The sequence below is a fragment of the Roseomonas indoligenes genome, assembly GCF_017813365.1.
GTDB classification, from domain to species: Bacteria; Pseudomonadota; Alphaproteobacteria; order Acetobacterales; family Acetobacteraceae; genus Roseomonas; species Roseomonas indoligenes.
Window position 1 is genome coordinate 371,578 of record NZ_JAGIZA010000001.1, and the last position, 21,729, is coordinate 393,306.

Annotated in this window: 15 protein-coding genes; 9 read left to right on the top strand and 6 right to left on the bottom strand. The window is 71.2% G+C overall.

Going from position 1 to position 21,729, the window contains the following annotated elements; translation table 11 throughout:
* Positions 1-51: 51 nt before the first annotated feature.
* Positions 52-2,796, bottom strand: a complete 2,745-nt coding sequence (gene secA, locus J5Y10_RS01700; RefSeq protein ID WP_209369946.1) for a preprotein translocase subunit SecA — start codon at positions 2,794-2,796, stop codon at positions 52-54.
* A 348-nt stretch (positions 2,797-3,144) separates the two neighbouring features.
* Between secA and J5Y10_RS01705 the strand changes: the two genes are divergently transcribed.
* A complete protein-coding gene (locus tag J5Y10_RS01705; protein ID WP_209369948.1) occupies positions 3,145-4,134 on the top strand; it encodes a peptidylprolyl isomerase in 990 nt (329 codons plus the stop codon).
* 13 nt (positions 4,135-4,147) lie between these two features.
* Positions 4,148-5,383, top strand: a complete 1,236-nt coding sequence (gene argJ / locus J5Y10_RS01710) for a bifunctional glutamate N-acetyltransferase/amino-acid acetyltransferase ArgJ (protein ID WP_209369950.1) — start codon at positions 4,148-4,150, stop codon at positions 5,381-5,383.
* Positions 5,384-5,817: 434 nt separating this feature from the next.
* Here argJ and htpG read toward each other — a convergent pair whose 3' ends face one another.
* The 4 genes from htpG to J5Y10_RS01730 all read right to left on the bottom strand — a co-directional run bounded on the left by htpG (position 5,818) and on the right by J5Y10_RS01730 (position 11,780).
* Entirely contained in the window at positions 5,818-7,653 is a 1,836-nt protein-coding gene (gene htpG / locus J5Y10_RS01715; protein ID WP_342452805.1) for a molecular chaperone HtpG, read from the bottom strand.
* A 360-nt stretch (positions 7,654-8,013) separates the two neighbouring features.
* The gene (locus J5Y10_RS01720; RefSeq protein WP_209369953.1) at positions 8,014-10,275 is read right to left on the bottom strand and encodes a xanthine dehydrogenase family protein molybdopterin-binding subunit; all 2,262 of its coding nucleotides are present in this window, start codon (positions 10,273-10,275) and stop codon (positions 8,014-8,016) included.
* A 4-nt stretch (positions 10,276-10,279) separates the two neighbouring features.
* Positions 10,280-11,308: an FAD binding domain-containing protein gene (locus J5Y10_RS01725; RefSeq protein ID WP_209369955.1), complete on the bottom strand. Its 1,029-nt coding sequence runs from the start codon at positions 11,306-11,308 to the stop codon at positions 10,280-10,282.
* A 1-nt stretch (position 11,309) separates the two neighbouring features.
* The gene (locus J5Y10_RS01730; protein ID WP_209369957.1) at positions 11,310-11,780 is read right to left on the bottom strand and encodes a (2Fe-2S)-binding protein; all 471 of its coding nucleotides are present in this window, start codon (positions 11,778-11,780) and stop codon (positions 11,310-11,312) included.
* A gap of 229 nt (positions 11,781-12,009) precedes the next feature.
* Here J5Y10_RS01730 and J5Y10_RS01735 point away from each other — a divergent pair, with 229 nt between their 5' ends.
* The 5 genes from J5Y10_RS01735 to J5Y10_RS01755 all read left to right on the top strand — a co-directional run bounded on the left by J5Y10_RS01735 (position 12,010) and on the right by J5Y10_RS01755 (position 17,421).
* Positions 12,010-13,599 carry an ABC transporter substrate-binding protein gene (locus J5Y10_RS01735; RefSeq protein ID WP_209369959.1) on the top strand — a complete coding sequence of 530 codons (1,590 nt, stop codon included), beginning with the start codon at positions 12,010-12,012 and terminating at the stop codon, positions 13,597-13,599.
* A gap of 28 nt (positions 13,600-13,627) precedes the next feature.
* The gene (locus J5Y10_RS01740) at positions 13,628-14,467 is read left to right on the top strand and encodes a creatininase family protein (RefSeq protein ID WP_209369961.1); all 840 of its coding nucleotides are present in this window, start codon (positions 13,628-13,630) and stop codon (positions 14,465-14,467) included.
* 70 nt (positions 14,468-14,537) lie between these two features.
* Positions 14,538-15,128, top strand: coding sequence for a chromate transporter (locus J5Y10_RS01745; protein WP_209369963.1), 591 nt, complete (start codon positions 14,538-14,540; stop codon positions 15,126-15,128).
* Positions 15,129-15,656 carry a chromate transporter gene (locus J5Y10_RS01750; protein WP_209369965.1) on the top strand — a complete coding sequence of 176 codons (528 nt, stop codon included), beginning with the start codon at positions 15,129-15,131 and terminating at the stop codon, positions 15,654-15,656.
* A 172-nt stretch (positions 15,657-15,828) separates the two neighbouring features.
* Positions 15,829-17,421: an alpha-amylase family glycosyl hydrolase gene (locus J5Y10_RS01755; RefSeq protein WP_209369967.1), complete on the top strand. Its 1,593-nt coding sequence runs from the start codon at positions 15,829-15,831 to the stop codon at positions 17,419-17,421.
* Here J5Y10_RS01755 and J5Y10_RS01760 read toward each other — a convergent pair.
* Positions 17,418-18,368: a LysR family transcriptional regulator gene (locus J5Y10_RS01760; RefSeq protein WP_209369969.1), complete on the bottom strand. Its 951-nt coding sequence runs from the start codon at positions 18,366-18,368 to the stop codon at positions 17,418-17,420. The genes J5Y10_RS01755 and J5Y10_RS01760 overlap by 4 nt on opposite strands.
* An 88-nt stretch (positions 18,369-18,456) precedes the next feature.
* Between J5Y10_RS01760 and J5Y10_RS01765 the strand changes: the two genes are divergently transcribed.
* Both J5Y10_RS01765 and J5Y10_RS01770 read left to right on the top strand, forming a co-directional pair.
* A complete protein-coding gene (locus J5Y10_RS01765) occupies positions 18,457-20,727 on the top strand; it encodes a xanthine dehydrogenase family protein molybdopterin-binding subunit (RefSeq protein WP_209369971.1) in 2,271 nt (756 codons plus the stop codon).
* Positions 20,724-21,725, top strand: coding sequence for a dihydrodipicolinate synthase family protein (locus J5Y10_RS01770; protein WP_209369974.1), 1,002 nt, complete (start codon positions 20,724-20,726; stop codon positions 21,723-21,725). The genes J5Y10_RS01765 and J5Y10_RS01770 overlap by 4 nt, the downstream gene beginning before the upstream one ends.
* Positions 21,726-21,729 lie beyond the last annotated feature (4 nt).

Here is a 21,729-nt window from a genome sequence, read left to right on the forward strand (position 1 = left end):
AGTAGTCCCACGGGCCGAGGAAGACCACCGCGCGAACGGGGACGCTGCCGCTCAACCGCGGCCGTGGCAGTGCTTGTACTTGCGGCCGGATCCGCAGGGGCAGGGGGCGTTGCGGGGCGTGCGGTCCCAGGTGGAGGGATCTTCCGGGTCCACCGCTTCCGCGCCCAGCGTCGAGGCCCGGGCCGCCACCGGGGCCGCCGCGCCGTACTCGCTCGCCGCCTCGTCATAGCCCATCAGCGGGTCTCCGCTCTCCGGCGCGGGGTGGCGCAGGTCGGTGAAGCTCACCGGCTCGGGGGAGGGCAGGGGGGCGTCGGGCGTGAGGTTCACCTGCATCAGCCAGCGCGTCGTCTCCTCGCGCATCTCGCCGAGCATGGCGTTGAACAGGTTGAAGGCCTCGGACTTGTACTCGTTCAGCGGATCGCGCTGGCCATAGGCCCGCAGGCCGATGCCCTGCCGCAGGTGGTCCAGGGAAAGGAGGTGGTCCTTCCAGACCTTGTCGAAGACCATCAGCAGAAGGGACTTCTCCACCTCCCGCATCCGGTCCGGGCCGATATTCGCGGCGCGGGCGGCGTAGGAGGTGTCGGCGGCCTCCAGCAGGCGCTCGCGGATGCCGCTCTCGTCCATGCCTTCCTCGCGGCCCCACTCCACGATCGGCAGGCCCAGGCCCAGGATCTCCAGCACGCGGGACTGCAGCCCCTCCGTGTCCCATTGCTCGGCATAGGCGTTCTCGGGGATGGCGGCGGCCACCATGTCCTCGATCACCTCGCGGCGCATCTCGGCCACCGTCTCCGCCACGTCGGCCGCGTGCATGAAGGACTTGCGCTGGGCATAGACCTCCTTGCGCTGGTCGTTCATCACGTCGTCGTATTTGAGCAGGTTCTTGCGCGTGTCGAAGTTCCGCGCCTCGACCTTCTTCTGCGCCTTCTCCAGGGCCCGGTTGATCCAGGGGTGGATGATCGCCTCCCCCTCCTTCAGCCCCAGCTTCTCCAGCATCCCGCCCATGCGGTCGCTGCCGAAGATGCGCATCAGGTCGTCTTCCAGGGAGAGGAAGAAGCGGCTCGCGCCCGGGTCGCCCTGCCGGCCGGAACGGCCGCGCAGCTGGTTGTCGATGCGGCGGCTCTCATGCCGTTCCGTGCCGATGACGAAGAGGCCGCCGGAGGCCTTCACCTTCGCTGCGCTCTCCTCCACCTCGCGCCGGATCTCGGCCAGACGGGCCTCGAACTCCGGCCCGTCCGGCTCGCCGGGGAAGGTGGCGCGGGCCAGCATCTCCGCGTTGCCGCCGAGTTTGATGTCGGTGCCGCGGCCCGCCATGTTGGTGGCGATCGTCACCGCCCCCGGGCGCCCGGCCTGGGAGATGATGCCCGCCTCGGATTCGTGGTAGCGGGCGTTCAGCACCTGGTGCGGCACGCCCTTGTTCTTCAGCAGGGCGGAGATCAGCTCCGACTTCTCGATGCTGGTGGTGCCAACCAGGCAGGGCTGGCCGCGCTCGCGGGCCTCCTGCACGAGGTTCGCCACGGCCTCATACTTCTCGCGGGCGGTGCGGTAGACCTCGTCGTCCGAATCCGCGCGGGATACGGGCAGGTTGGTGGGGATCTCCACCACCTCCAGCTTGTAGATCTCGGCGAACTCGTCGGCCTCGGTGGCGGCGGTGCCGGTCATGCCGGACAGCTTGGGATAAAGGCGGAAGTAGTTCTGGAAGGTGATGGAGGCGAGCGTCTGGTTCTCCGGCTGGACCTCCACGCCTTCCTTCGCCTCCAGCGCCTGGTGCAAGCCGTCCGAGTAGCGACGGCCCTCCATCATCCGGCCCGTGAACTCGTCGATGATGACGATCTTCCCGTCGCGGGAAACGATGTAGTCCACGTCCCGCGAGAACAGGGTGTGGGCGCGGAGCGACTGGTTGACGTGGTGGACCAGGGTGACGTTGTGGAAGTCGTAGAGGTCGCCCTCCTCCAGCAGCCCGACCTCGGTCAGGGCCGCGGACACCGCCTCGTTGCCGGCATCGGTGAGGGAGACGGTCTTGTTCTTCTCGTCCTTCTCGAAATTCTCCGGCACCTGCGCGATCCCCTGCACCACCGCGTTCACGCGGTTGTAGAGGTCCGAGGTGTCGTCCGTGGGGCCGGAGATGATGAGGGGCGTCCGCGCCTCGTCGATCAGGATGCTGTCCACCTCGTCCACGATGGCGTAGGCGAAGGGGCGCTGGACCATCTCGCCCAGCGAGTACTTCATGTTGTCGCGCAGGTAGTCGAAGCCGAACTCGTTGTTCGTGCCGTAGGTGATGTCGGCGGCATAGGCATCGCGGCGCTGCTGGTCCGTCTTGCCGTAGACGATGGTGTCCACCGTCAGGCCGAGCCAGTTGTAGAGCCGTCCCATCTCCCCGGCATCGCGGGTGGCGAGGTAGTCGTTCACCGTCACCAGGTGGACGCCCTTCCCCGTCAGGCCGTTGAGGTAGGCGGGCAGGGTGGCGACGAGCGTCTTGCCCTCGCCGGTCTTCATCTCGGCGATCCGGCCCTCGTGCAGCACCATGCCGCCGATCAGCTGCACGTCGAAGTGCCGCATCCCCAGCACGCGCTTGGAGGCCTCGCGGCAGACCGCGAAGGCTTCGGGCAGCAGGCTGTCGGGGGTCTCACCCTTGGCCAGCCGCTCCCGGAACTCGGGGGTCTTGGCCTGCAGCGCCTCATCCGAGAGGGCGGCCATCTGGGGCTCAAGCGCGTTGATGGCCGGCACCCGCGCCCGGTACGCCTTCAGCGCGCGGTCGTTCGAGGTGCCGAGAATGGCGCGGGCAAGGCGGGCGAACATCGGGCAGAGCTTCTCCGGGGCGCCGGGGCATGGCCGGGGCCGCCACCGGGCGGACCGCAGGGCGGCCGGTCGGGCGGGGGCCGGACAGGGCCCAGCGTGCAGGGGGCAGAGATAGGGAAGGGGGGGCGGCCGGTCAACGAAAGCCAGGGCTGGGAGGGCACCGCTCCGGACGGGGCAGATGAGACGGGCCGGATGGGCCGGGCCAGAGGACACGGCGCGGCAGGCCCGGGGCCGGAGGGCGGGCCGGATCACATCCGCTTGGCGGGAGCGGGCGGTTCCGGCGACCCCGCCTTGTGACCGGGCGAGGGCTCCGCCATCTTGCGCCACCTTCCCGTAGGGCTCCCCTCGATGCGCCGCCTCCTCCTCCTTTCCGTTGCCCTGCCCACCCTTCTCTCGGCAGGGTTGGCCCTGGCTCAGGCCCCTGCTGCCAGCCCTGCACCCACCGCCGCGGCCGCGGCCACGCCGCCCGGCAATCCCGTGGTCGCCCGCGTGGACGGGCAGGAAATCCGCCTTTCCGACGTGCGGGAGGCCGCGCAGGAACTGCCGGACGAGCTGAAGAACGCTCCGCCGGCGATGCTCTTCCCGCTGATCCTGGACCAGCTGGTGGCCCAGAAGGCCCTGGTGGCGAAGGCCCGGGCCGAGGGCCTGCAGAACGACCCGGAGGTGCAGCGGCGCGTCGCCCGCGCCACCGACCAGGAGCTGCAGCAGGCTCTGCTGCGGCGTGAGGTGGCCCCGGCCCTGACCGAGGAGGCGCTGCGCGCCCGCTACAACCGCGAATCCGCTAACCGCCAGGGTGTTGAGGAGGTGCATGCCCGCCATATCCTCGTCCCCACCGAGGCAGCGGCGAACGCGGCCCTGGCCGAGGTCCGCAAGCCCGGTGCCGACTTCGCGGAGGTGGCCCGACGCCTCTCCACCGGCCCCGGCTCCCAGCAGGGCGGCGATCTCGGCTTCTTCAAGAAGTCCGACATGATTCCGGAATTCGCTGAGGCCGCCTTCGCCCTCCAGCCCGGCCAGATCACGGACAAGCCGGTCCAGACCTCCTTCGGCTGGCACGTCATCAAGGTGGAGGAGCGCCGCACCGCCCCTGCCGCGAGCTTCGAGGACAGCCAGGAGGCCCTGCGCCAAGCGGCCTTCGAGGAGGCGGTGAACGCCGCTGTGGAGCGCGTCCGCAGCGCGGCGCAGGTGGAGCGCTTCAACCTCGACGGCTCGCCCCAGCGCGCGCCGAGCCTGATGGATGGTGCGACCCCGCCGGCCCCGGGCGGGGCCGCGGCTCCTGCCCCGGGCGGAGCGGCTGCTCCTGCCCCGGGCGGAGCGGCTGCTCCTGCCCAGCGGCGCTAAGAGGGAGACGAAGATGGCCCAGGCAATTCCCGTCTCTCCCCTCAAGGTCGATCTTCCGCCCTTGCCGCCGCTGAAGGGCGTGCGGCTGGGCGTGGCCGCGGCCGGGCTGCGCTACCAGGGCCGCCCGGACGTGATGATGATGGAGTTCGCCCCCGGCACCACCGTCGCGGGCGTCTTCACCAGCAACAAGTGCCCGGGCGCCCCGGTGGACTGGTGCCGCACGGCGCTGAAGGGGGAGGCCGCCCGCGCCCTGGTCGTGAATGCGGGCAATGCCAATGTCTTCACCGGCCGCGCCGGCGTGGTGGCCTGCGAGGCGACCGCGGCCGCGGCGGCCGCGCTGGCGGGCTGCAAGCCCTCCGAGGTCTTCCTGGCCAGCACCGGCGTGATCGGCCAGGTGATGCCGCATGAGAAGCTGGCCGCCGCCCTGCCGGCGCTGCATGCGGAGCTGAAGGAGACGGGCTGGGCCGATGCCGCGCGCGGCATCATGACCACGGATACCTTCCCCAAAGCCTGCGCCCGCACCGCCACGATCCACGGGACGAAGGTGACGATCATCGGCATCGCCAAGGGCAGCGGCATGGTGGCGCCGGACATGGCGACGATGCTGTCCTTCGTGGCGACCGACGCAGGCATCCCCGCCGCCGCGCTGCAGTCCCTGCTGCGCAAGGGCGTGGAGGCGAGCTTCAACCGCACCACTGTGGACAGCGACACCTCCACCTCCGATACGGTGCTGCTCTTCGCCACCGGGCAGGCCGGGCACGACCGCGTCTCCGCCCTGCCGGGCACGGCGCTGGACGACTTCCAGGAGCAGCTGAACGCCCTCCTGCTCGACCTCGCCCTGCAGGTGGTGCGGGACGGGGAGGGGGCGCAGAAGCTGGTGAAGGTGACCGTGAAGGGCGCCCTTTCCGACAGCTCGGCCAAGCGGATCGCCATGGCGATCGCCAACTCGCCCCTGGTGAAGACCGCGATCGCCGGCGAGGACGCGAACTGGGGCCGCATCGTCATGGCCGTCGGCAAGGCCGGCGAGCCGGCGGACCGGGACAAGCTCTCCGTCGCCGTGGGCGGGGTCTGGATGGCCAGGGATGGCGGCGTGGTGGAGGGCTATGACGAGGCCCCCGTCGTTGCCCACATGAAGGGGCGGGAGATCGACATCGAGGTTGATATCGGCCTGGGCAAGGGCGAGGCCACGGTTTGGACCTGCGACCTGACCCACGGCTACATCGACATCAATGGCTCGTACCGGAGCTGACCGCGCCTGACCGGCGCGAACCACAGCTCCATCCTTCGATCCGGCCCCCGCGGGCCTCTCTGAGAGCCCGGATGTGACCCGGGCTCAGGGGAGGCCTGCGAACCCCGCACCGAGCGCCGGGGAACCCTTCTCAGGGGCGGTCATAGAGGTCGCCCCGAGGGGCAAAGGGTGAGCCTCGGCCGACGTAGTAGCGGTCGAACCTCTCGCGGCCACTCCTCTTGAGGCCTGGGTCCGCAGGCGGCGCCGAGCAGGCCGCCACGGCGAGGAAGGACAGGCCGCACAGGATGGCGGAGATTGCTGCTCTGAGCATGACCTGCCCCCTCCCTGTTCTGCCCTGGGCGCGGGCGGAAGCCGGGCCGGGCGAAGGGCCCGCATCCCGACCAGACTGTCCTCCAGGGCTATCACTCAGCGGATAGCCCTGAAGGAGGAAGCCTTCAGCCCAGGCTGGCCGCCAGCGCCTCCGCCACACGGCGGGTAAAGGCAGCGGGATCACGCGGCGTGTCGCCGTCCTGCACCCGGGCCAGATCGAGCAGCAGGCCGGCCGCGTCCGCCACATCGCCCGCCTCGGCCTTCGCGGCCAGGCCGCGCACCAGCGGGTGGCGGGGGTTGATCTCCAGCACGGGCTTCATCGCGCCGAAGTCCCGGCCCGCGCGCTGCAGCAGGCGCTGCATATGCAGGTCCGGGCCGAACTCCGGCGCGGCGAGGACCACGGCGCTGTCCACCAGCCGGTCCGTGGCCCGCACCTCGGAAACATCCTCCTTCAGCGCGTCCTTCAGCAGCGGGACCAGCTTCGAGACATCGGCTGCCTCGCCCTGGGCCACGTCCTCGCCGCCGATCTTCGAGAGATCGACCGAGCCCTGGGTGATGCTGCGGATCGGCTTCTCCTCGAAACTGCCCAGCCGCTCCGGCCAGAAGGCGTCGATTCCGTCCGAGAGCAGCAACACCTCGACGCCGCGGGCGCGGAAGCCCTCAAGCTGCGGCGACTTCGCCAGCGCCTCGGTCGAATCGCCGGAAAGGACGTAGATCGCCTCCTGCCCCTCCTTCATGCGGGCCACGTAGTCCGCCAGGGAAGTCCAGCCCTCGACGGCGGAAGAGCGGAAGCGCAGCAACCCGGCGAGGTCCTTCCGGTGCTCCGTGTCCTCGTAGATCCCCTCCTTCAGGACCGGGCCGAAATTCTCCCAGAAGGTCGCGTAGCCTTCGCCCTCCTTCGCGCGGGTCTTCAGCTCGGACAGCACGCGGTTCGTCACGGACTTGCGGATCCGCGCCAGCACGGGCGTGGCCTGCAGCATCTCGCGCGAGACGTTCAGCGGCAGGTCCTCCGTATCCACCACGCCCTGCACGAAGCGCAGCCAGGGCGGCAGCAACGCCGCCTCGTCCGTGATGAACATGCGCCGGACATGCAGGCGCACGCGGCTCTCCCGCTCGCCCTCCACCACCTGGAAGGGCTTCATCCCCGGGATGAAGAGAAGGGCGGTGAATTCCACCGTTCCCTCGGCGTGCCAGTGCAGCGTCGCCCAGGGCTCGTCGAAGTTGTGGCCGAGGTGGCGGTAGAACTCCGTGTAGCCCTCCGCGGTGATCTCGGACTTCGGCTTGCGCCAGAGGGCCGTGCCCTCGTTCGCCGGCTCGTCCTTCCCGTCCTCGGCGACGGTGATGGGCACGGTGATGTGGTCCGCCCATTTGCGGATCACCGTCCGCAGCCGGATCGGCTCCAGGTACTCCTCCGCATCCGCCTTGACGTGCAGCACGATCTCCGTGCCCGGCTCGGCGCGCTCCGCGGGGGCCAGCGTGAAGTCGCCCTTGCCCTCGGAGGTCCAGGTCCAGGCCTCTTCGGCGCCGGCCTTGCGGGAGGTGACCTCCACCCGCTCCGCCACCATGAAGGCGGAGTAGAAGCCGACGCCGAACTGGCCGATGAGGCTCGGCCGGTCGCCCGGCTTCGCATCCGCCAGGGACTGGGTGAAGGCCCGCGTGCCGGAGCGGGCGATGGTGCCGAGGTTCTCCGCCATCTCGGCCTTGCTCATGCCGATGCCGGGATCGGAAATTGTCAGGGTCCGGGCTTCCTTGTCCGGCACCACCCGCACGGCGGCGCCTTCCGGCACGCCAGGCGCCGCGCCGGTCAGGGCCTCGAAGCGGCGACGGTCGACGGCATCCGCCGCGTTGGCCACCAGTTCACGCAGGAAGATCTCGCGGTCCGAGTAGAGGGCATGGACCACCAGGTCCAAGAGCCGTCCGACCTCGGCGCCGAATTCATGGCGCTCTACCGTCTCGCTCACGCGCATCCTCCGGAAAGGGGGGTAACAATCGGAGGAGCGATATGAAAGGCGGCCCGGCGGGCTTCAAGGGGGCGGGCAGCCCGCCTGCCATCTGACCCCTTGAACGGTGCCTCGGCCGTGCCGGCCTGCTCAGCGGTGCGGAAGCGAGGCCAGATATCCGCGGCATAGCTGGCCGCGAGGATGCGCCAGCTCTCATTGATCGTCCGGATCGCCTGTTCGACCATCCAATCGATGCGGGGTGTGGGGGCGGGCAGCAGCGGCCGGCCCGGCGAGGCGGGGAAGGACATGCACCTCGCTAGACCCACCGGCGCCCGGCCGTCCCTCACCGTTGATACCTCGGACCGGGGCTGATGTGCGGCGTCAGAGCAGATCCTCGATCCGGATGGGCAGGTCCCGCACGCGCCGGCCGGTGGCGTTGAAGACGGCATTGGCGACGGCCGCGTTCATGCCGACGATGCCGATCTCGCCGATCCCCTTGATCCCCAGCGGGTTCACCGTCTCGTCCTTCTCCGGCACCATCAGCACCTCCACGCTCCGCACGTCGGCGTTCACGGGGATGAGGTACTCCGCGATGTTGTCGTTGGTGTAGCGGGCAGCGACCGGGTCGATCTCGGTCTTCTCGTGCAGTGCGGCGCCGATGCCCCAGATCATCCCGCCCATGTACTGGCTGTGCGCGGCCATGGGATTGACGATCCGGGGCGAGGCAAAGGCGCCCAGGGCCCGGGGCACTCGCACCTCCCGCGTGCGGGCGTGGACGCGCACCTCCACGAACTGCGCACCGAACGCGTAGGCGGTCACGTCGTCGCGGCTGTGGCCGCGGGACATGGCCATCTGGCCCTGCCGCACCTTCTCCATGGCATCCGGCGGCAGGCCCTTGGGGATGTTCTCCGCCGTCACCTCCAGCGGGCCCTCCCCGGTGCGGGCCAGGGCGCGGGCCAGCGACTCCTGCGCGCCGCCCGGCCCGTTCAGGGCGCGGCCGGAGAGGGTGATGGCGGCTGGGTCCCCGCCGGCGAAGGGGCTGTCATTGGCGAGAATCGCGGCGCGGGCGAGGCGCTCGCGGATCCCGTCGCAGGCCTTGGCGACGGCGTGGCTGATCGCGGCGGTGTGGTTCGACCCAGCAGCGAGCCCGGCGGCCGGCAGGTTCGTGTCGCCCAGCTCCACCGCCACGTCGGCCACGTCCAGGCCGAGTTGCTCGGCGGCGGTGATGGCAAGGACGGTGTAGGCGCCATTGCCGATCTCGTGCGCCGCGATCTGAACCCGGGCGCGCCCGTCGGGGGTGAGCGTCACCCGCGCGCTGGAGGCGCCGATATTGGCGGCATAGGCAGCGGTGGCGCAGCCGTAGCCGACCAGCCAGTCGCCCTGCCGCGTCGCGCCGGGCACGGGGTTGCGCGCCGACCAGTTGAAGCGCGCCGCGCCCTTGTCGAAGCACTCCATCAGCGAGCGGGAGCTGAAGGGCAGGCCGGTCGCGGGATCCGTCTGCGTGTCGTTGATCCGCCGCAGCTCGATCGGGTCCATCCGGAGCGCGAAGGCCAGCTCGTCCATCGCGCATTCCAGCGGGTACATATAGGGCCCCTCGGGCGGGGCGCGCATGAAACCCGGCGTGTTGCGGTCCGCGTGGACGATGTTCACCTTCGTCAGGATGTTCGGGCAAGCATAAATCCGTGCCGTCGTTTCCGTGCCGGAGACATTGTACTGCGAGGGGCGGGAGGTGACCTCCCATCCCTCGTGCCGGAAGGCGGTCAGCTTTCCGTTGCGATCGGCCCCGAGCTGGATGTGGTGCCGCGTTTCCGCACGGTAGGTGACGATGGTGAAGCCCTGGTCCCGCGTGGAAACCAGCTTTACCGGCCGCCTCACGCGACGCGCGGCGACTGCGATCCAGGCCGTGCGCGCGGTGATGCCGCCCTTGCTGCCGAAGGCGCCGCCGACATAGCGCGAGACGACGCGGATGCTCTCCGGCGCGATGCGGAGCTGCTTCGCCAGATTGCCGCGCAGCCCGTAGACGAACTGGCTGGGCTCGTAGACCGTCAGCTTCCCGTCCCGCCACTCGCAGGTGGTGGTGAAGAGCTCGATCGGGTTGTGGTGCTGGGTGGGCGTACCGTAGCGCTGGTCCACTCGGAACTCCGCGTCCCGGAAGGCGCGCTCGGCGTGGCCGACGCGGTAGTCCTTGTGCTCCCCGGCCTTTCGGACCTCCTCGACGACACCGGCGCTGCCGAAGCTGGCGGAGGGCGCCTCCTCCTCGTAGTCGGGGCGGACCTTGTGCGCGGCCTCGCGCGCCGCCTCGAAGCTCTCGGCGACGACAACGGCGATAATCTGGCCGTCGTGCCAGATGCGGTCGGACTCCATCGTCTCCGTGGTGTCGCCGCCCGCCATGGGCTTGGGCTTCTCCGCCTCGCCGCCCACGTTCTCATGCGTCAGGATGTCCAGCACGCCCTGCACGGCCCGGGCCTCGTCCAGCCGGAAGCCGAGGATGCGGCCACGGGCGATGCTGCTGGTGACGAGGAAGGCCCAGGCAGGGTTCTCCACCGTCTCGTCGGAGGCGTAGCGCGCGGCGCCCGTGACCTTGGCGCGGCCATCGATGCGGATGGTGGCGGGGCCGAAATGCGGGGTGGTGCCGTCGGGCATGGGATCAGGCCTCCATCTCGGCAGCTTGCAGAAGGGCGCGCACCAGGGTGCGGCGGCCCAGCTCCGGCTTGAAGCCGTTCTCGCTGTGGGTAACGGCGCCGCAGAAGGCCACTTCGGCCGCTTCCTGCGCCGTGTGCTCGTCCAGCCGGCGCCCGCGCAGCGCGGCTTCCGCCTCGCGCGCGCGCCAGGGCTTGGCCGCCAGCCCGCCTAGGCCGATCCGCGCCTCCCGCACCTCACCAGCCTCGATGTGCAGCGCCACGGCGGCGGAGGCGGTCGCGAAGGCGAAAGACTCTCGGTCCCGCACCTTCACGTAGAGCGAGCGGCGGGTCCATGGACCGGCGGGGACATGGAAACCCGTGATCAGCTCTCCGGGCTGCAAGGCCGTCTCGACATGCGGCGTGTCGCCGGGCAGGCGGTGCAGCTCCTCGAAGGGGATACGGCGGGCGGTGCCGTCCAAGGCCAGGATCGACACATCGGCGCCCAGTGCCGCCAGGGCATTGGCGAAGTCACCGGGATAGTGCGCGATGCAATGATCGCTGACGCCGAGCACGGCGAGATGCCGGTTGTTGCCTTCCAGCGCCGCGCAGCCCGTGCCGGGCTCCCGCTTGTTGCAGGCGCGCCAGCTCGGGTCGCGGAAGTAGTTGCAGCGCGTGCGCTGCAGGACGTTGCCGGCCAGGCTGGCCATGTTCCGCAGCTGCTGGTTCGCGGCCAATTGCAGCGTCTGCGCGATCACCGGGTAGTCGCGCAGGATGGCGGGGTGCTCCTGCGCCTCCGCCATGCGGACGAGGGCGCCGAGCGCCAGCCCCTCCACACTGGCCTCGATGCGCCCGTGCTCGGTGTGCAGCGGGCCGATGTTGATGAGGGCGGATGGGTGGGCCACGCCGATCTTCATCAGGTCCAGCAGGTTGGTCCCGCCGGCCAGATAGTGGGCCGGGGCGCGGATCCGGCCCTCTCCGGGCGGTGCGGCGTGCGCGGCCGCCGCCTTCAGCGCCTCCCGCGTGGCGTCGGGCCTCTCGTAGGTGAAGGGGCGCATCTCAGGCGCGCTCCATCTGCGGCTTCGCCTGCTGGATGGCGGCGACGATCTTGGGGTAGGCGGCGCAGCGGCAGAGATTGCCGCTCATGTACTCCCGGATCTCGTCATCCGTCCTCGCATGGCCCTCCTCCACGCAGGCGATGGCGGAAAGGATCTGGCCGGGGGTGCAGTAGCCGCACTGGTAGGCGTCCTGCTCCAGGAAGGCCTGCTGCATGGGGTGCAGCGGCCCGTCCTCCGTCGCCAGGCCTTCGATCGTCGTCACCTCCGCCCCCTGCGCCGCGACGGCGAGGGTGAAGCAGGACAGGACGCGCCGTCCATCCATCAGCACCGTGCAGGCGCCGCACTGGCCGAGGTCGCAGCCCTTCTTCGTACCGGTCAGGTCCAGGTGCTCGCGCAGCGCGTCCAGCAGGGTGGTGCGGACGTCAACGGCCAGGTGCCGCTCCGTCCCGTTCACCTTCAAGGTGATCTCCATGGCCGCTCCGATCTCTCGTGCCGGGGCAGGGGCGGCCCCGAGCCTCGCTCGCATCCCGCCTAACGCGTTTCGTCCCGCGAAGCGGCGCCGCCCGCCCTGTCACCCTTCCGCGAGGGCTGGCAGCGCCGCTCGATAAGCGTTTTCGATGCCAGTTCTCCGCTTCTCGGCTACCGGCGGCGGTTCCGTGAACGAACAATGACGCCGCGCTGGCGCGGAGAGATGTTCCACCATGGTCGGACGACGCAATGCCCTGAAGCTGGCCCTGGCAGGGGCCGCCGCGACCTACGCGCCCGCCCTCCACGCCCAGGCCTCTGCCCGCACGCTGAAGTTCGTGCCGCACAGCAACCTGTTCAGCGTGGACCCGATCTGGACCCCGGCGGCCGTGGTGCGGAACCACGGCTACATGGTGTTCGACACCCTCTACGGCATGGACGCGAACTACGAGCCGCAGCCGCAGATGGCCGAAAGGCATGTGCTGGAGGATGGCGGCCGTATCGTCACCATCACCCTTCGCCCTGGCCTGACCTTCCACGACGGCGAGCCCGTGCGGGCGGCCGATGCGGTGGCGAGCATCCGGCGCTGGGCGCGCCGCGCCTCCATTGGCGGCAAGCTGATGGACTTCACGGACGAGCTCTCCGCCCTCGACGATCGCCGCATCCGCTTCCGCCTGAAGGAGCCCTTCCCGCTGCTGCCGCACGCGCTGGGGCATGTCGGCGCGCCCATCCCCTTCATCATGCCGGAGCGGCTGGCGAGGACGGATCCCTTCCAGCAGGTGCGCGAGGTCGTGGGCTCCGGCCCCTTCCGCTTCAGGGCGGACGAGATGAACCCCGGCAGCTTCTTCGCCTATGAGCGCTTCGCCGGCTATCGGCCCGCCCCGAACGGTACGCCGAGCCTCGTGGCGGGCCCGAAGCAGGTGTGGTTCGACCGGGTGGAGTGGACGGTGATCCCCGACGCCTCCACCGCCGCCGCCGCCATCCAGTCCGGCGAGCAGGACTGGGTGGAGGCACCGGAGCCGGACCTGGAGCCGATGCTGGCGCGCAGCGCCGGCCTGCGGATCGAGCCGCTGGAGCTGATCCTCCGCCCGGCCTATCTGCGGCTGAACCACTTGCAGGCGCCCTTCAACAACGTGAAGGTCCGGCAGGCGCTGCTGGCCGCCGTGGACCAGGCCGCCTTCATGTCGGCGGTGATCGGGCCGGACCCGAAGCGCTATGTCAGCGACGCCGGCATCGTGACGCCGGGATCGCCATATGCCACGCGCGTCGGACTGGAGCCGATCCTCGCGCCGCGCAGCGTGGAGCGCGCGAAGGCCCTGCTGAAGGAGGGCGGCTACAGCAACGAGCCCGCGCGGCTGCTGGTGGCCATGGATGTCGGCGCGCAGGCGGCGCTGGGCCAGGTGGCGGGGGAGCTGTTCCGCAGCATTGGCCTGAACCTGGATTTCGTCTCCACGGACTGGGGCAGCATCCTCCAGCGCACCACGAACCGGGAGCCGCTGGAGAAGGGCGGATGGTCCAGCTACGCCACCTTCTTCCCCGGCCTGGACCTGTTCGACCCCGGCGCCAATGCCGTGCTGCGCGGCAACGGCACCGCCGGCGCCAATGGCTGGCCGACCTCCCCGAAGCTGGAGGCGCTGCGCGACGAGTGGTTCCGTGCGCCGGATGCGGAGGCACGCAAGGCGGTGGCCGGGCGGATGCAGACCGTGGCGCTGGAGGAGGTGCTTTTCGTGCCCCTCGGCGCCTTCCGCTCCAACACCGTGATGAGGCGGAACCTGGAAGGGCGCGTGCCGGGCATGCCGCTCTTCTGGAACATGAAGCGGGCGTGATCCCCGCGATGGAAGGATTCAGGAACGCATGAGCGCGGATCGGAACGGCACGGGCTACTCCGTCTTCACCGACACCATGGCCGATATGACCTACCCCGAGGTGGCCGAGGCGGCGGAGCGCGGCGCCGTCGTGCTCTGGGCGCTGGGCGTCATCGAGCAGCACGGCCCGCACCTGCCGCTCGCCACCGATGTCTACGTGCCGATGGCCGTGCTGCGGCAGGCGAAGGCGCTGCTGGCGGAGCGGGGGATCGAGAGCATCATCGCCCCGCCCTTCTACTGGGGCATCAACGCCGTCAGCAGCAGCTTCCCCGGCAGCATCAAGGTGCGCGCGCCCGTGATGATCGAGCTGATAAAGGATGTCTTCGCGTCCCTGGGCGGCGACGGCTTCCGCCGCATCTTCTGCCTCTCCGGCCACGGCGACGCGCAGCACAACCGCACGATCTACGACGGCATCGTGGCGGGCTGCGGCCCGGAGACGATCGAGGGCCACTTCGTCCTCGCCCCCGTGATGCGGGACCGGCTGGAGCTGGACCCGGCCGATCCCCGCCTCGTCACCTACGGCAAGGCATCCAGCGGCACACCGGGCAACCTCGACATCCATGCCGGGGAATCCGAGACCTCCGTCCTGCTGCACGAGTGCATGGAGGCCTGCCGCTGCGAGCTGATCCCCGGCCTCAGGCCCACCAACCTGGGGATGGAGGACCTGAAGGTCTGGCGGCAGGGCGGCAAGCAGGCGCTGAAGGTCACGCCGATGGGGTATTTCGGCGATCCGGCCGCCGCCACGGCCGAGAAGGGGCGCGAGTTCCTGCGCCAGAACGCCGCCTCCGTGGCCGATGCGATCGAGCGGACCCTCCGGGCGCCCGCTTGACCTGGCGCGCATTGTGGGATGCCCGGCAAGGGCCTAGAGCTTGGGCCATGGCATCTGCGGCAGAGCGGACATGGCCCCAGCACCCGCCGGCATGACCGGCGCCCCGGCCTCCCCGGGTCTGATGCAGCTCTTCCTGGCCTTCACCAAGATCGGCTTGACGAGCTTCGGCGGCGGCCTCAGCGGCTGGATGATGCGGGAATTCGTCCAGCGCCGCCGGTGGCTGGATGAGGGCGAGTTCCTCAGCGGCCTCGCCCTGGCCCAGGCCTTTCCCGGTGTGAACGTCGTCAACCTCTCCATCTGGATTGGCTACCACCTGGCCGGCAGCGCGGGGGCGTTGGTGAGCGCGCTCGGCATGGTGGTGCCGGCCATGTTCGCCGCCATCGCGGCGGCCGCCCTCTTCGCGGAGGTCGCGCACTACCACCTGACCCATGTCATCCTCAGCGGCATCGCGGCGGCAGCGGTGGGGCTCTCGCTCCAGATGGGCATCCGCGCGGCGCGGCGCGCCGCCGTCTCGCCCGTGCCGGCGCTGATCCTGCTGGCCACCTTCTTCGCCCTGTTCTTCCTGCGCCTGCCGTTGCTCGCGGTGGTGCTGGTGATGGCGCCGGTCAGCCTCGCAGCCGCCTGGTACCGGCTGCGCGGCGCGGGCGGGGAAGGGCGCTAGGTGCTGCTTTATCGCCTCTGGCAGATCCTGAAGGTCTTCGTCCCGCTCTCCTTCCTCACCATCGGTGGCGGGCAGAGCATCATCGCCGACGTGCACCGCCAGGCCGTGGCGGTGCAGGGCTGGATGACGGACGCGCAGTTCCTGGACCTCTATGCCCTGTCGCGCCTCACGCCCGGGCCGGGCTCGCTGCTCGCCACCCTCGTCGGCTGGCAGGCGGCCGGCTGGGCGGGGGCGCTGCTCGCCTCGGCCGGCATCTTCCTGCCCTCCTCCCTGCTGGTCTACAGCCTCGCGCGGGTCTGGGCGCGGCACCGGGGCGCCGCGTGGCAGCGCGTCGTGGAGACGGGGCTGGCGCCGGTCGCGGCCGGGATGATCCTCGCGGCCTCCGCCACCGTTCTGCGCGCGGCGGAGGGCGGCTGGCTGGCCTGGGCCGTCGCGGCCGGTTCCACCGCGCTGCTGCTCCTCACCCGCGTCAGCCCCTTCCTTCCCCTTGGGATCGGCGCGGCGGTGTTCCTGCTGTTCTGGTCCTGACGGGCGTGCCGGCGCGCTGAACCCGCGTTCCGGTCGGGGGCTGCCGCTCGCGCCGGGCCACGGCCCGCAACCCCCTTCGCCCCGGAGGGTTCACTCGCGGGCCGGGGCATCCCCGGCACCTCGTCACGCGGATGGCACCGGGGAAGCCCGCGCCTCCCATCGGAGGTCCCTCATGTCCGACACCCTCTGGTGGCAGCACGGCGTCGTCTACCAGATCTATCCGCGCTCCTTTCAGGACAGCAACGGGGACGGCATCGGCGACCTGGAGGGCATCCGGCGGCGGCTGGACCACCTGTGCTGGCTCGGCGTGGACGCCGTGTGGATCTCGCCCGTCTTCCCGTCCCCCATGGCCGATTTCGGCTACGACATCGCCGATTACCGCGGCATCGACCCGATCTTCGGCACGATCGAGGACTTCGACCGCCTGCTGGCGGAGGCGCATGCGCGCGGGCTGAAGGTGATCCTCGACTTCGTGCCGAACCATACCTCGGACCGGCACCCCTGGTTCCTGGAAAGCCGCACCTCGCGCGAGAGCCCTTACCGGGACTGGTACATCTGGCACGACCCCGCGCCGGGCGGCGGACCGCCCAACAACTGGCTCGCCAATTTCGGCGGCAGCGGCTGGGAGTTCGACGCGCCGACCGGCCAGTACTACTTCCACAGCTTCCTGAAAGTGCAGCCCGACCTGAACTGGCGCAACCCCGCGGTATGCCGGGCCATGTACGACGCGCTGCGCTTCTGGCTGGACCGCGGCGTGGACGGCTTCCGCGTGGACGTGATCTGGCTGCTGGTGAAGGATGATCGGTTCCGGGACAACCCGCCCAACCCCGCCTGGCAGCCGCACGAGGCCAGCATCAACAGGCTCCTGCAGGTCTATTCCGCCGATCGGCCGGAGACGCTGGAGGTGGTGGAGGAGATGCGCGCCGTCCTCGACGAGTACGAGGAGCGCGTGCTGATCGGCGAGATCTACCTGCCGCTGGAACGGCTGATGGCCTATTACGGCCGGGACATGAAGGGCGCGCAGCTGCCCTTCAACTTCCAGCTCATCTTCACTGCCTGGAATGCCGCGGCAATCGCCCGCATCGTGGCGGAGTACGAGGCGGCGCTGCCCCCCGGCGGATGGCCGAACTGGGTGCTGGGCAACCACGACCAGAAGCGTATCGCCTCCCGCGTCGGGCGGGGCGGGGCGCGGCTGGCCGCGATGCTGCTGCTGACCCTGCGGGGCACGCCCACCCTCTATTACGGCGACGAGCTGGGCCTGGAGAACGTGGCCATCCCGCCCGACCGCGCGCAGGACCCGTGGGAGAGGAACGAGCCCGGCCTTGGCCTCGGGCGAGACCCGGCGCGCACGCCCATGCCCTGGGACGCGGGGGAGAATGCCGGTTTCACCACTGGCCGTCCCTGGCTACCGCTGAACGAGGACAGGGCCGAACGAAACGTTGCCTCCCTTTCCGCCGATCCGGACTCCCTTCCGCACCTCTATCGCCACCTCATCGCCCTCCGTCGGGGGCACGCCGCGCTGAGCACGGGTGACTACGTCTCGGTGGCGACGGAGGGCGAGGTGTTGGCCTTCGAGCGACGGCGGGGCGGTGTGCGGCTCCTCGTTGCGCTGAACTTCGCGCAATCCCCGGCACGGCTCGCCTTGCCGGGCGATGTCGCGGGAGCCGACCTGCTTCTCTCCACCCAGCCCGGGCGGGACACCGCGCCCGTCACCGCTGAATGGCAGCTCGGTCCCGAGGAAGGCGTGGTGCTGGCCCTCCGCTAGTTCGGTGGGACGGACCCGCCGCGTCGCCGGCCCGGGCCATCCACCATCCGCCGCCGCAGCGCCTCCTCCAGCACCGCGCCGAGGTGCTCCACGGCGGAAAGGACGTGCCCGGCCGCGCCGGCGCGATGGATCAGGGTGATCTCCCGCTGCACCGCCGGCCGGTCCAGGGGCCGGACCCGCACCCCGCCGCGCGGCGCCAGCGGCACCGCCGCCTCCGGCAGGGCGGCGATGCCGAGGCCGGCGGCGACGAGGGCAATGGCCGTGCTCATCTGCGCCACCTCGAAGGCCGGTGGGCAGGGCGGGATTCCGGCCGCCAGCCGCGCCGCATCCACCAGTTCGCGCAAGGCGGAGCGGGCGGTGAGCGCGATCTCCGCCTCGCCCTCCACCGCGCGCCAGGGCAAGGGGCGCGTGCCGGTGGCCAGGGCGTGCCCGGCGGGCAGGAACAGCATCAGCGCGTCGCGGCCCAGGCCGCTCGCGATCAGCCCAGCATCCCCCGTCGGCGGGAAGGTGCCCACGGCGAGGTCGGCCGCGCCCTCCGCCACCATGGCCTGCGCCTCGGTGGCGGAAACCTCCAGCAGCGCGGGCCGGACGGCTGGCACCGCCCGCCGCAGCGCCCCGATCCCGCCGGGCAGGAGCGTGGCCGCGAGGAGGGGCACGGTCGCAATCACCAGGCGCGGTGCCTCCTGCGCGCCCTTCGCCGCTTCCACCGCTCCGGCCAGATCCGCCAGCAGCGCGGCGGCGCGGGGGCGGAATCGCTCCCCGGCCACGGTCAGCGCCACGCGGCGGGAGGACCGCTCGAAGAGCCGAGCACCGATCGCGGTCTCCAACTCCGCCACGCCCGCCGAGACGGCGGATTGTACCCAGCCCATCCGCCGCGCCGCCGCGGTGAAGCCGCCGCATTCCGCGACGGCCAGGAAGGCGCGGAGTTGCCGCGTGGTCAGATCCATCGCCGTTCCCGATCGGTCCATCTGAACATCGCCCTTGTTAGATGGATCGCACCCGGCCTGGAATGGGTGGGTCAGGGAAAGGGGCATCATGCCGGAAGGCTTCGCCGGGGACGGACGCACTGTGCGGGGCGGGGCAGAGGGCTGGATCGGCCGCCCGCAGCGCCGGCGCGAGGACGCGGCGCTTCTGACGGGCCGCGGCCGTTTCACGGCGGATGTCCCGCGCCCGCCCGGCTGCCTCCACGCCGGTTTCGTGCGGGCCCTGGAGCCGGGCTGCCGGATCGAGGGCATCGACGCCGCCGCGGCACGGGCCACCCCAGGGGTGGTTGCCGTCCTGACGGCCGGGGAGTTCGGCCCGCTGGGCCAGCCCGCGGTGAACCGCTTCTTCCCGGAATTGCCGGAGGCCCGCTTCCGCCCCCTGGGGCATGGGATCACGGCGGCGGTGGGCGAAGCCTTGGCCCTCGTGCTCGCGGAGAGCGAGGCGGCGGCGCGGGACGGGGCGGAGGCCGTGCTGGTGAAGACCGGGCCGGGCGACCCCGACGACACCGAGCCCTGTTTCGCCGCAAACTGGACGCAGGGCGACGCGGCCGCCGCCCTGGTCGGGGCGGCGCACCGGGTGCAGGTGGAAATTCGCCACAGCCGCCTGGCCCCCGCCGCCATGGAGCCGCGCGCCGCCCTTGCCGTGCCGGAGGGCGACGGGTTGGTCCTGCACCTCTCCACTCAGACACCGCACCGCGCGCGGGCGGACCTTGCCGCCATCCTCGGCATCCCCGCGGAGGGCATCCGCGTCGTGGCGGGGGATGTCGGCGGCTCCTTCGGCGCCAAGGCCTCCATCCACCCGGAGGAGGCGGCGATCGCCCTGGCCGCCCGTCTCCTCCGCCGTCCTGTCTTCTGGCAGGCCATGCGCGGAGAGGAGATGCTGACCGCGACGCAGGGCCGTGGCCTGACCCTCCGCGGCGAGCTGGGCCTGGATGCGGAAGGCCGGGCGGTGGCCTTGCGCGCCACCATCGCCGCCCCGCTCGGCCATCGCCTGCCGTACTCGGCCGCCGTGCCCGGCCGCAATGCCGCGCGCTGCCTGCCCGGACCCTACGACGTGCCCGCCGTCTCCATCGCGCTGGAAGGCCGCTTCGACCGCCGCGCGCCCATGGGCATCTATCGCGGCGCCGGCCGCCCGGAGGCCGCGATGCTGATGGAGCGGCTGATGGAGGAGGCTGGCCGCGCCACCGGCCTCGGCTCCGCCGAGATCCGCCGCCGCAACCTGCTGCCGGCCTCCGCCCTGCCGCACCGCACTCCCATGGGCGAGATGCTGGATTCCGGTGACTACCCCGCCCTGCTGCGGCAGGTGCTCGCGATGAGCGACGGGATCGAGAGCGAGGTCGCGCGCCGCCGTGCCGCGGGCGAGGTGCTCGGCCTGGGGCTGGCCGTCTATGTCGAGCCCTGCGGCGCGGGATGGGAGAGCGCGCGCATCGCCCTCCGCCCCGATGGCCGGATCGCGGCGGCGACCGGCAGCACCGCCCAGGGCCAGGGGCGGGAAACCGCCTTCGCGCAGATCGTGGCGGATGCGCTGCGCCTGGCGCCGGAGGACGTTGCGGTGCTGCACGGCGACACCGCCACCACCCCGCCCGGCATCGGCGCCCTGGCCAGCCGTTCCACGGGGATCGGCGGCGGCGCCCTGGTGAAGGCGGCGGAGGCTCTGGAGGCACTGGCCCGCCCGGTCGCGGCGGGGCTGCTGCAGGAGGATGAGGCGCTGCTGCACCCGGCGCCCGGGGGCTTCGCCGTGGCCGGCGATCCCGGCCGCCACGTCTCCTGGGCCGCCATCGCCGCCGCCGGCCCGCTCACCGCCGAGGCGCGCTTCGAGGCACCGGGCGAATCCTGGGCCGCCGGCGCCGTGCTGGCCCTGGTGGGGATCGACGCCGAAACCGGCGTGCCGCGGATCGAGCGCCTGCACTGGGTGGACGACATCGGCACGGTGGTAAATCCCGTCCTCGCCCGCGGACAGATGATCGGCGGCATGATGCAGGGCGTCGGCGAGGCCCTCCTGGAGCGCGTGGCCTATGACGCGGCCGGGCAGAACCTCAGCGGCTCCTTCATGGACTACGCGCTGCCGCGCGCCGATGATGCGCCGGGGGATCTCCGGCTCGCCCATCCCGAGCAGCCGTCGCCCGCGCTGAACTCGCCACTCGGTGCGAAGGGTGTCGGGGAAGCCGGCTGCATCGGCGTGCCGGCCGCGGTGGTGAATGCCGTGGCCGATGCCCTGGCCGCGCGGGGGATCGGGGCGGAGGCGCTGTCCCTGCCCCTGACGCAGGAATCCATCTGGCGGGCGCTGCACGCGCCGCGCGACGACGAAGGGAGCGGACGATGAGCGCAGCGTATCGGCGCGAGGACGCCAAGGCCCATGCGAGGCAGCATTTGCGCGGCATCTGGTGCGCGGCGCTGATGCCCTTCCGGCCTGGGGACGGGGCCATGGACGAGGCGGGCTTCCGCGCCAACCTCCGCCACTGGTTCCGCGACCTGGAGATCGACGGCGTCTTCGTCTCCGGCAAGCAGGGCGAGTTCTTCTCCATGTCGGTGGAGGAGCGCAAGCGCAGCTTCGACATCGCGCAGGAGGTGGCGCGGGAATGCGGCAAGCGCACGATCATGTCCTGCTCCGACCAGAACCTCGACACGGTGCTGGAGCTGGCCGCGCATGCGGAGGCGATCGGCGCCGACTACATCGTGGTCCACGCCCCCGTGCTGCACTTCGTGCACGGGCAGGACGAGATCCTCTGGAACTACTACCGCCACATCAGCGAGCGCGTGAACATCGGCATCGCCATGTGGTCGCATCCCGACAGCGGCTACCTCATGTCCCCGCAGCTCTGCGCGCGCATCGCGAAGCTGCCGAACATCGTGGCGATCAAGTACAGCGTGCCGCGCGAGATGTACGCGGAGCTGACGCGGCTGGCGGGCGACGACCTTATCGTCTCCACCGCCAGCGAGGAGGAGTGGCTCGACAACATCATCGAGCTGAACTGGCAGGTCTATCTCTGCTCCTCCCCGCCCTACCTGCTGCAGACGGCGGCCGATAAGCGGATGCGGCAGTACACGGACCTGGCCTTCGCGGGGCGCCACGCGGAGGCGCGGGCGGTGTGGGGGAGCCTGCAGCCCGTGCGCCGCGCGCTGAAGGCGGTGCGCCCGGGCGACAAGCCGCAGGCCCATGGCAAGTACTGGCAGGACCTGCTGGGGCAGACCGGCGGCGCCGTGCGCTATCCCATGCTGGAACTGACGGAGGAGGAGAAGGCGGCCATGCGCGCGGCCTTCGCGGATTGCGGGCTGAAGCGGCCCGCGCAAGCCCCCACCACGGCCCATGCGGCGGAGTGAGACG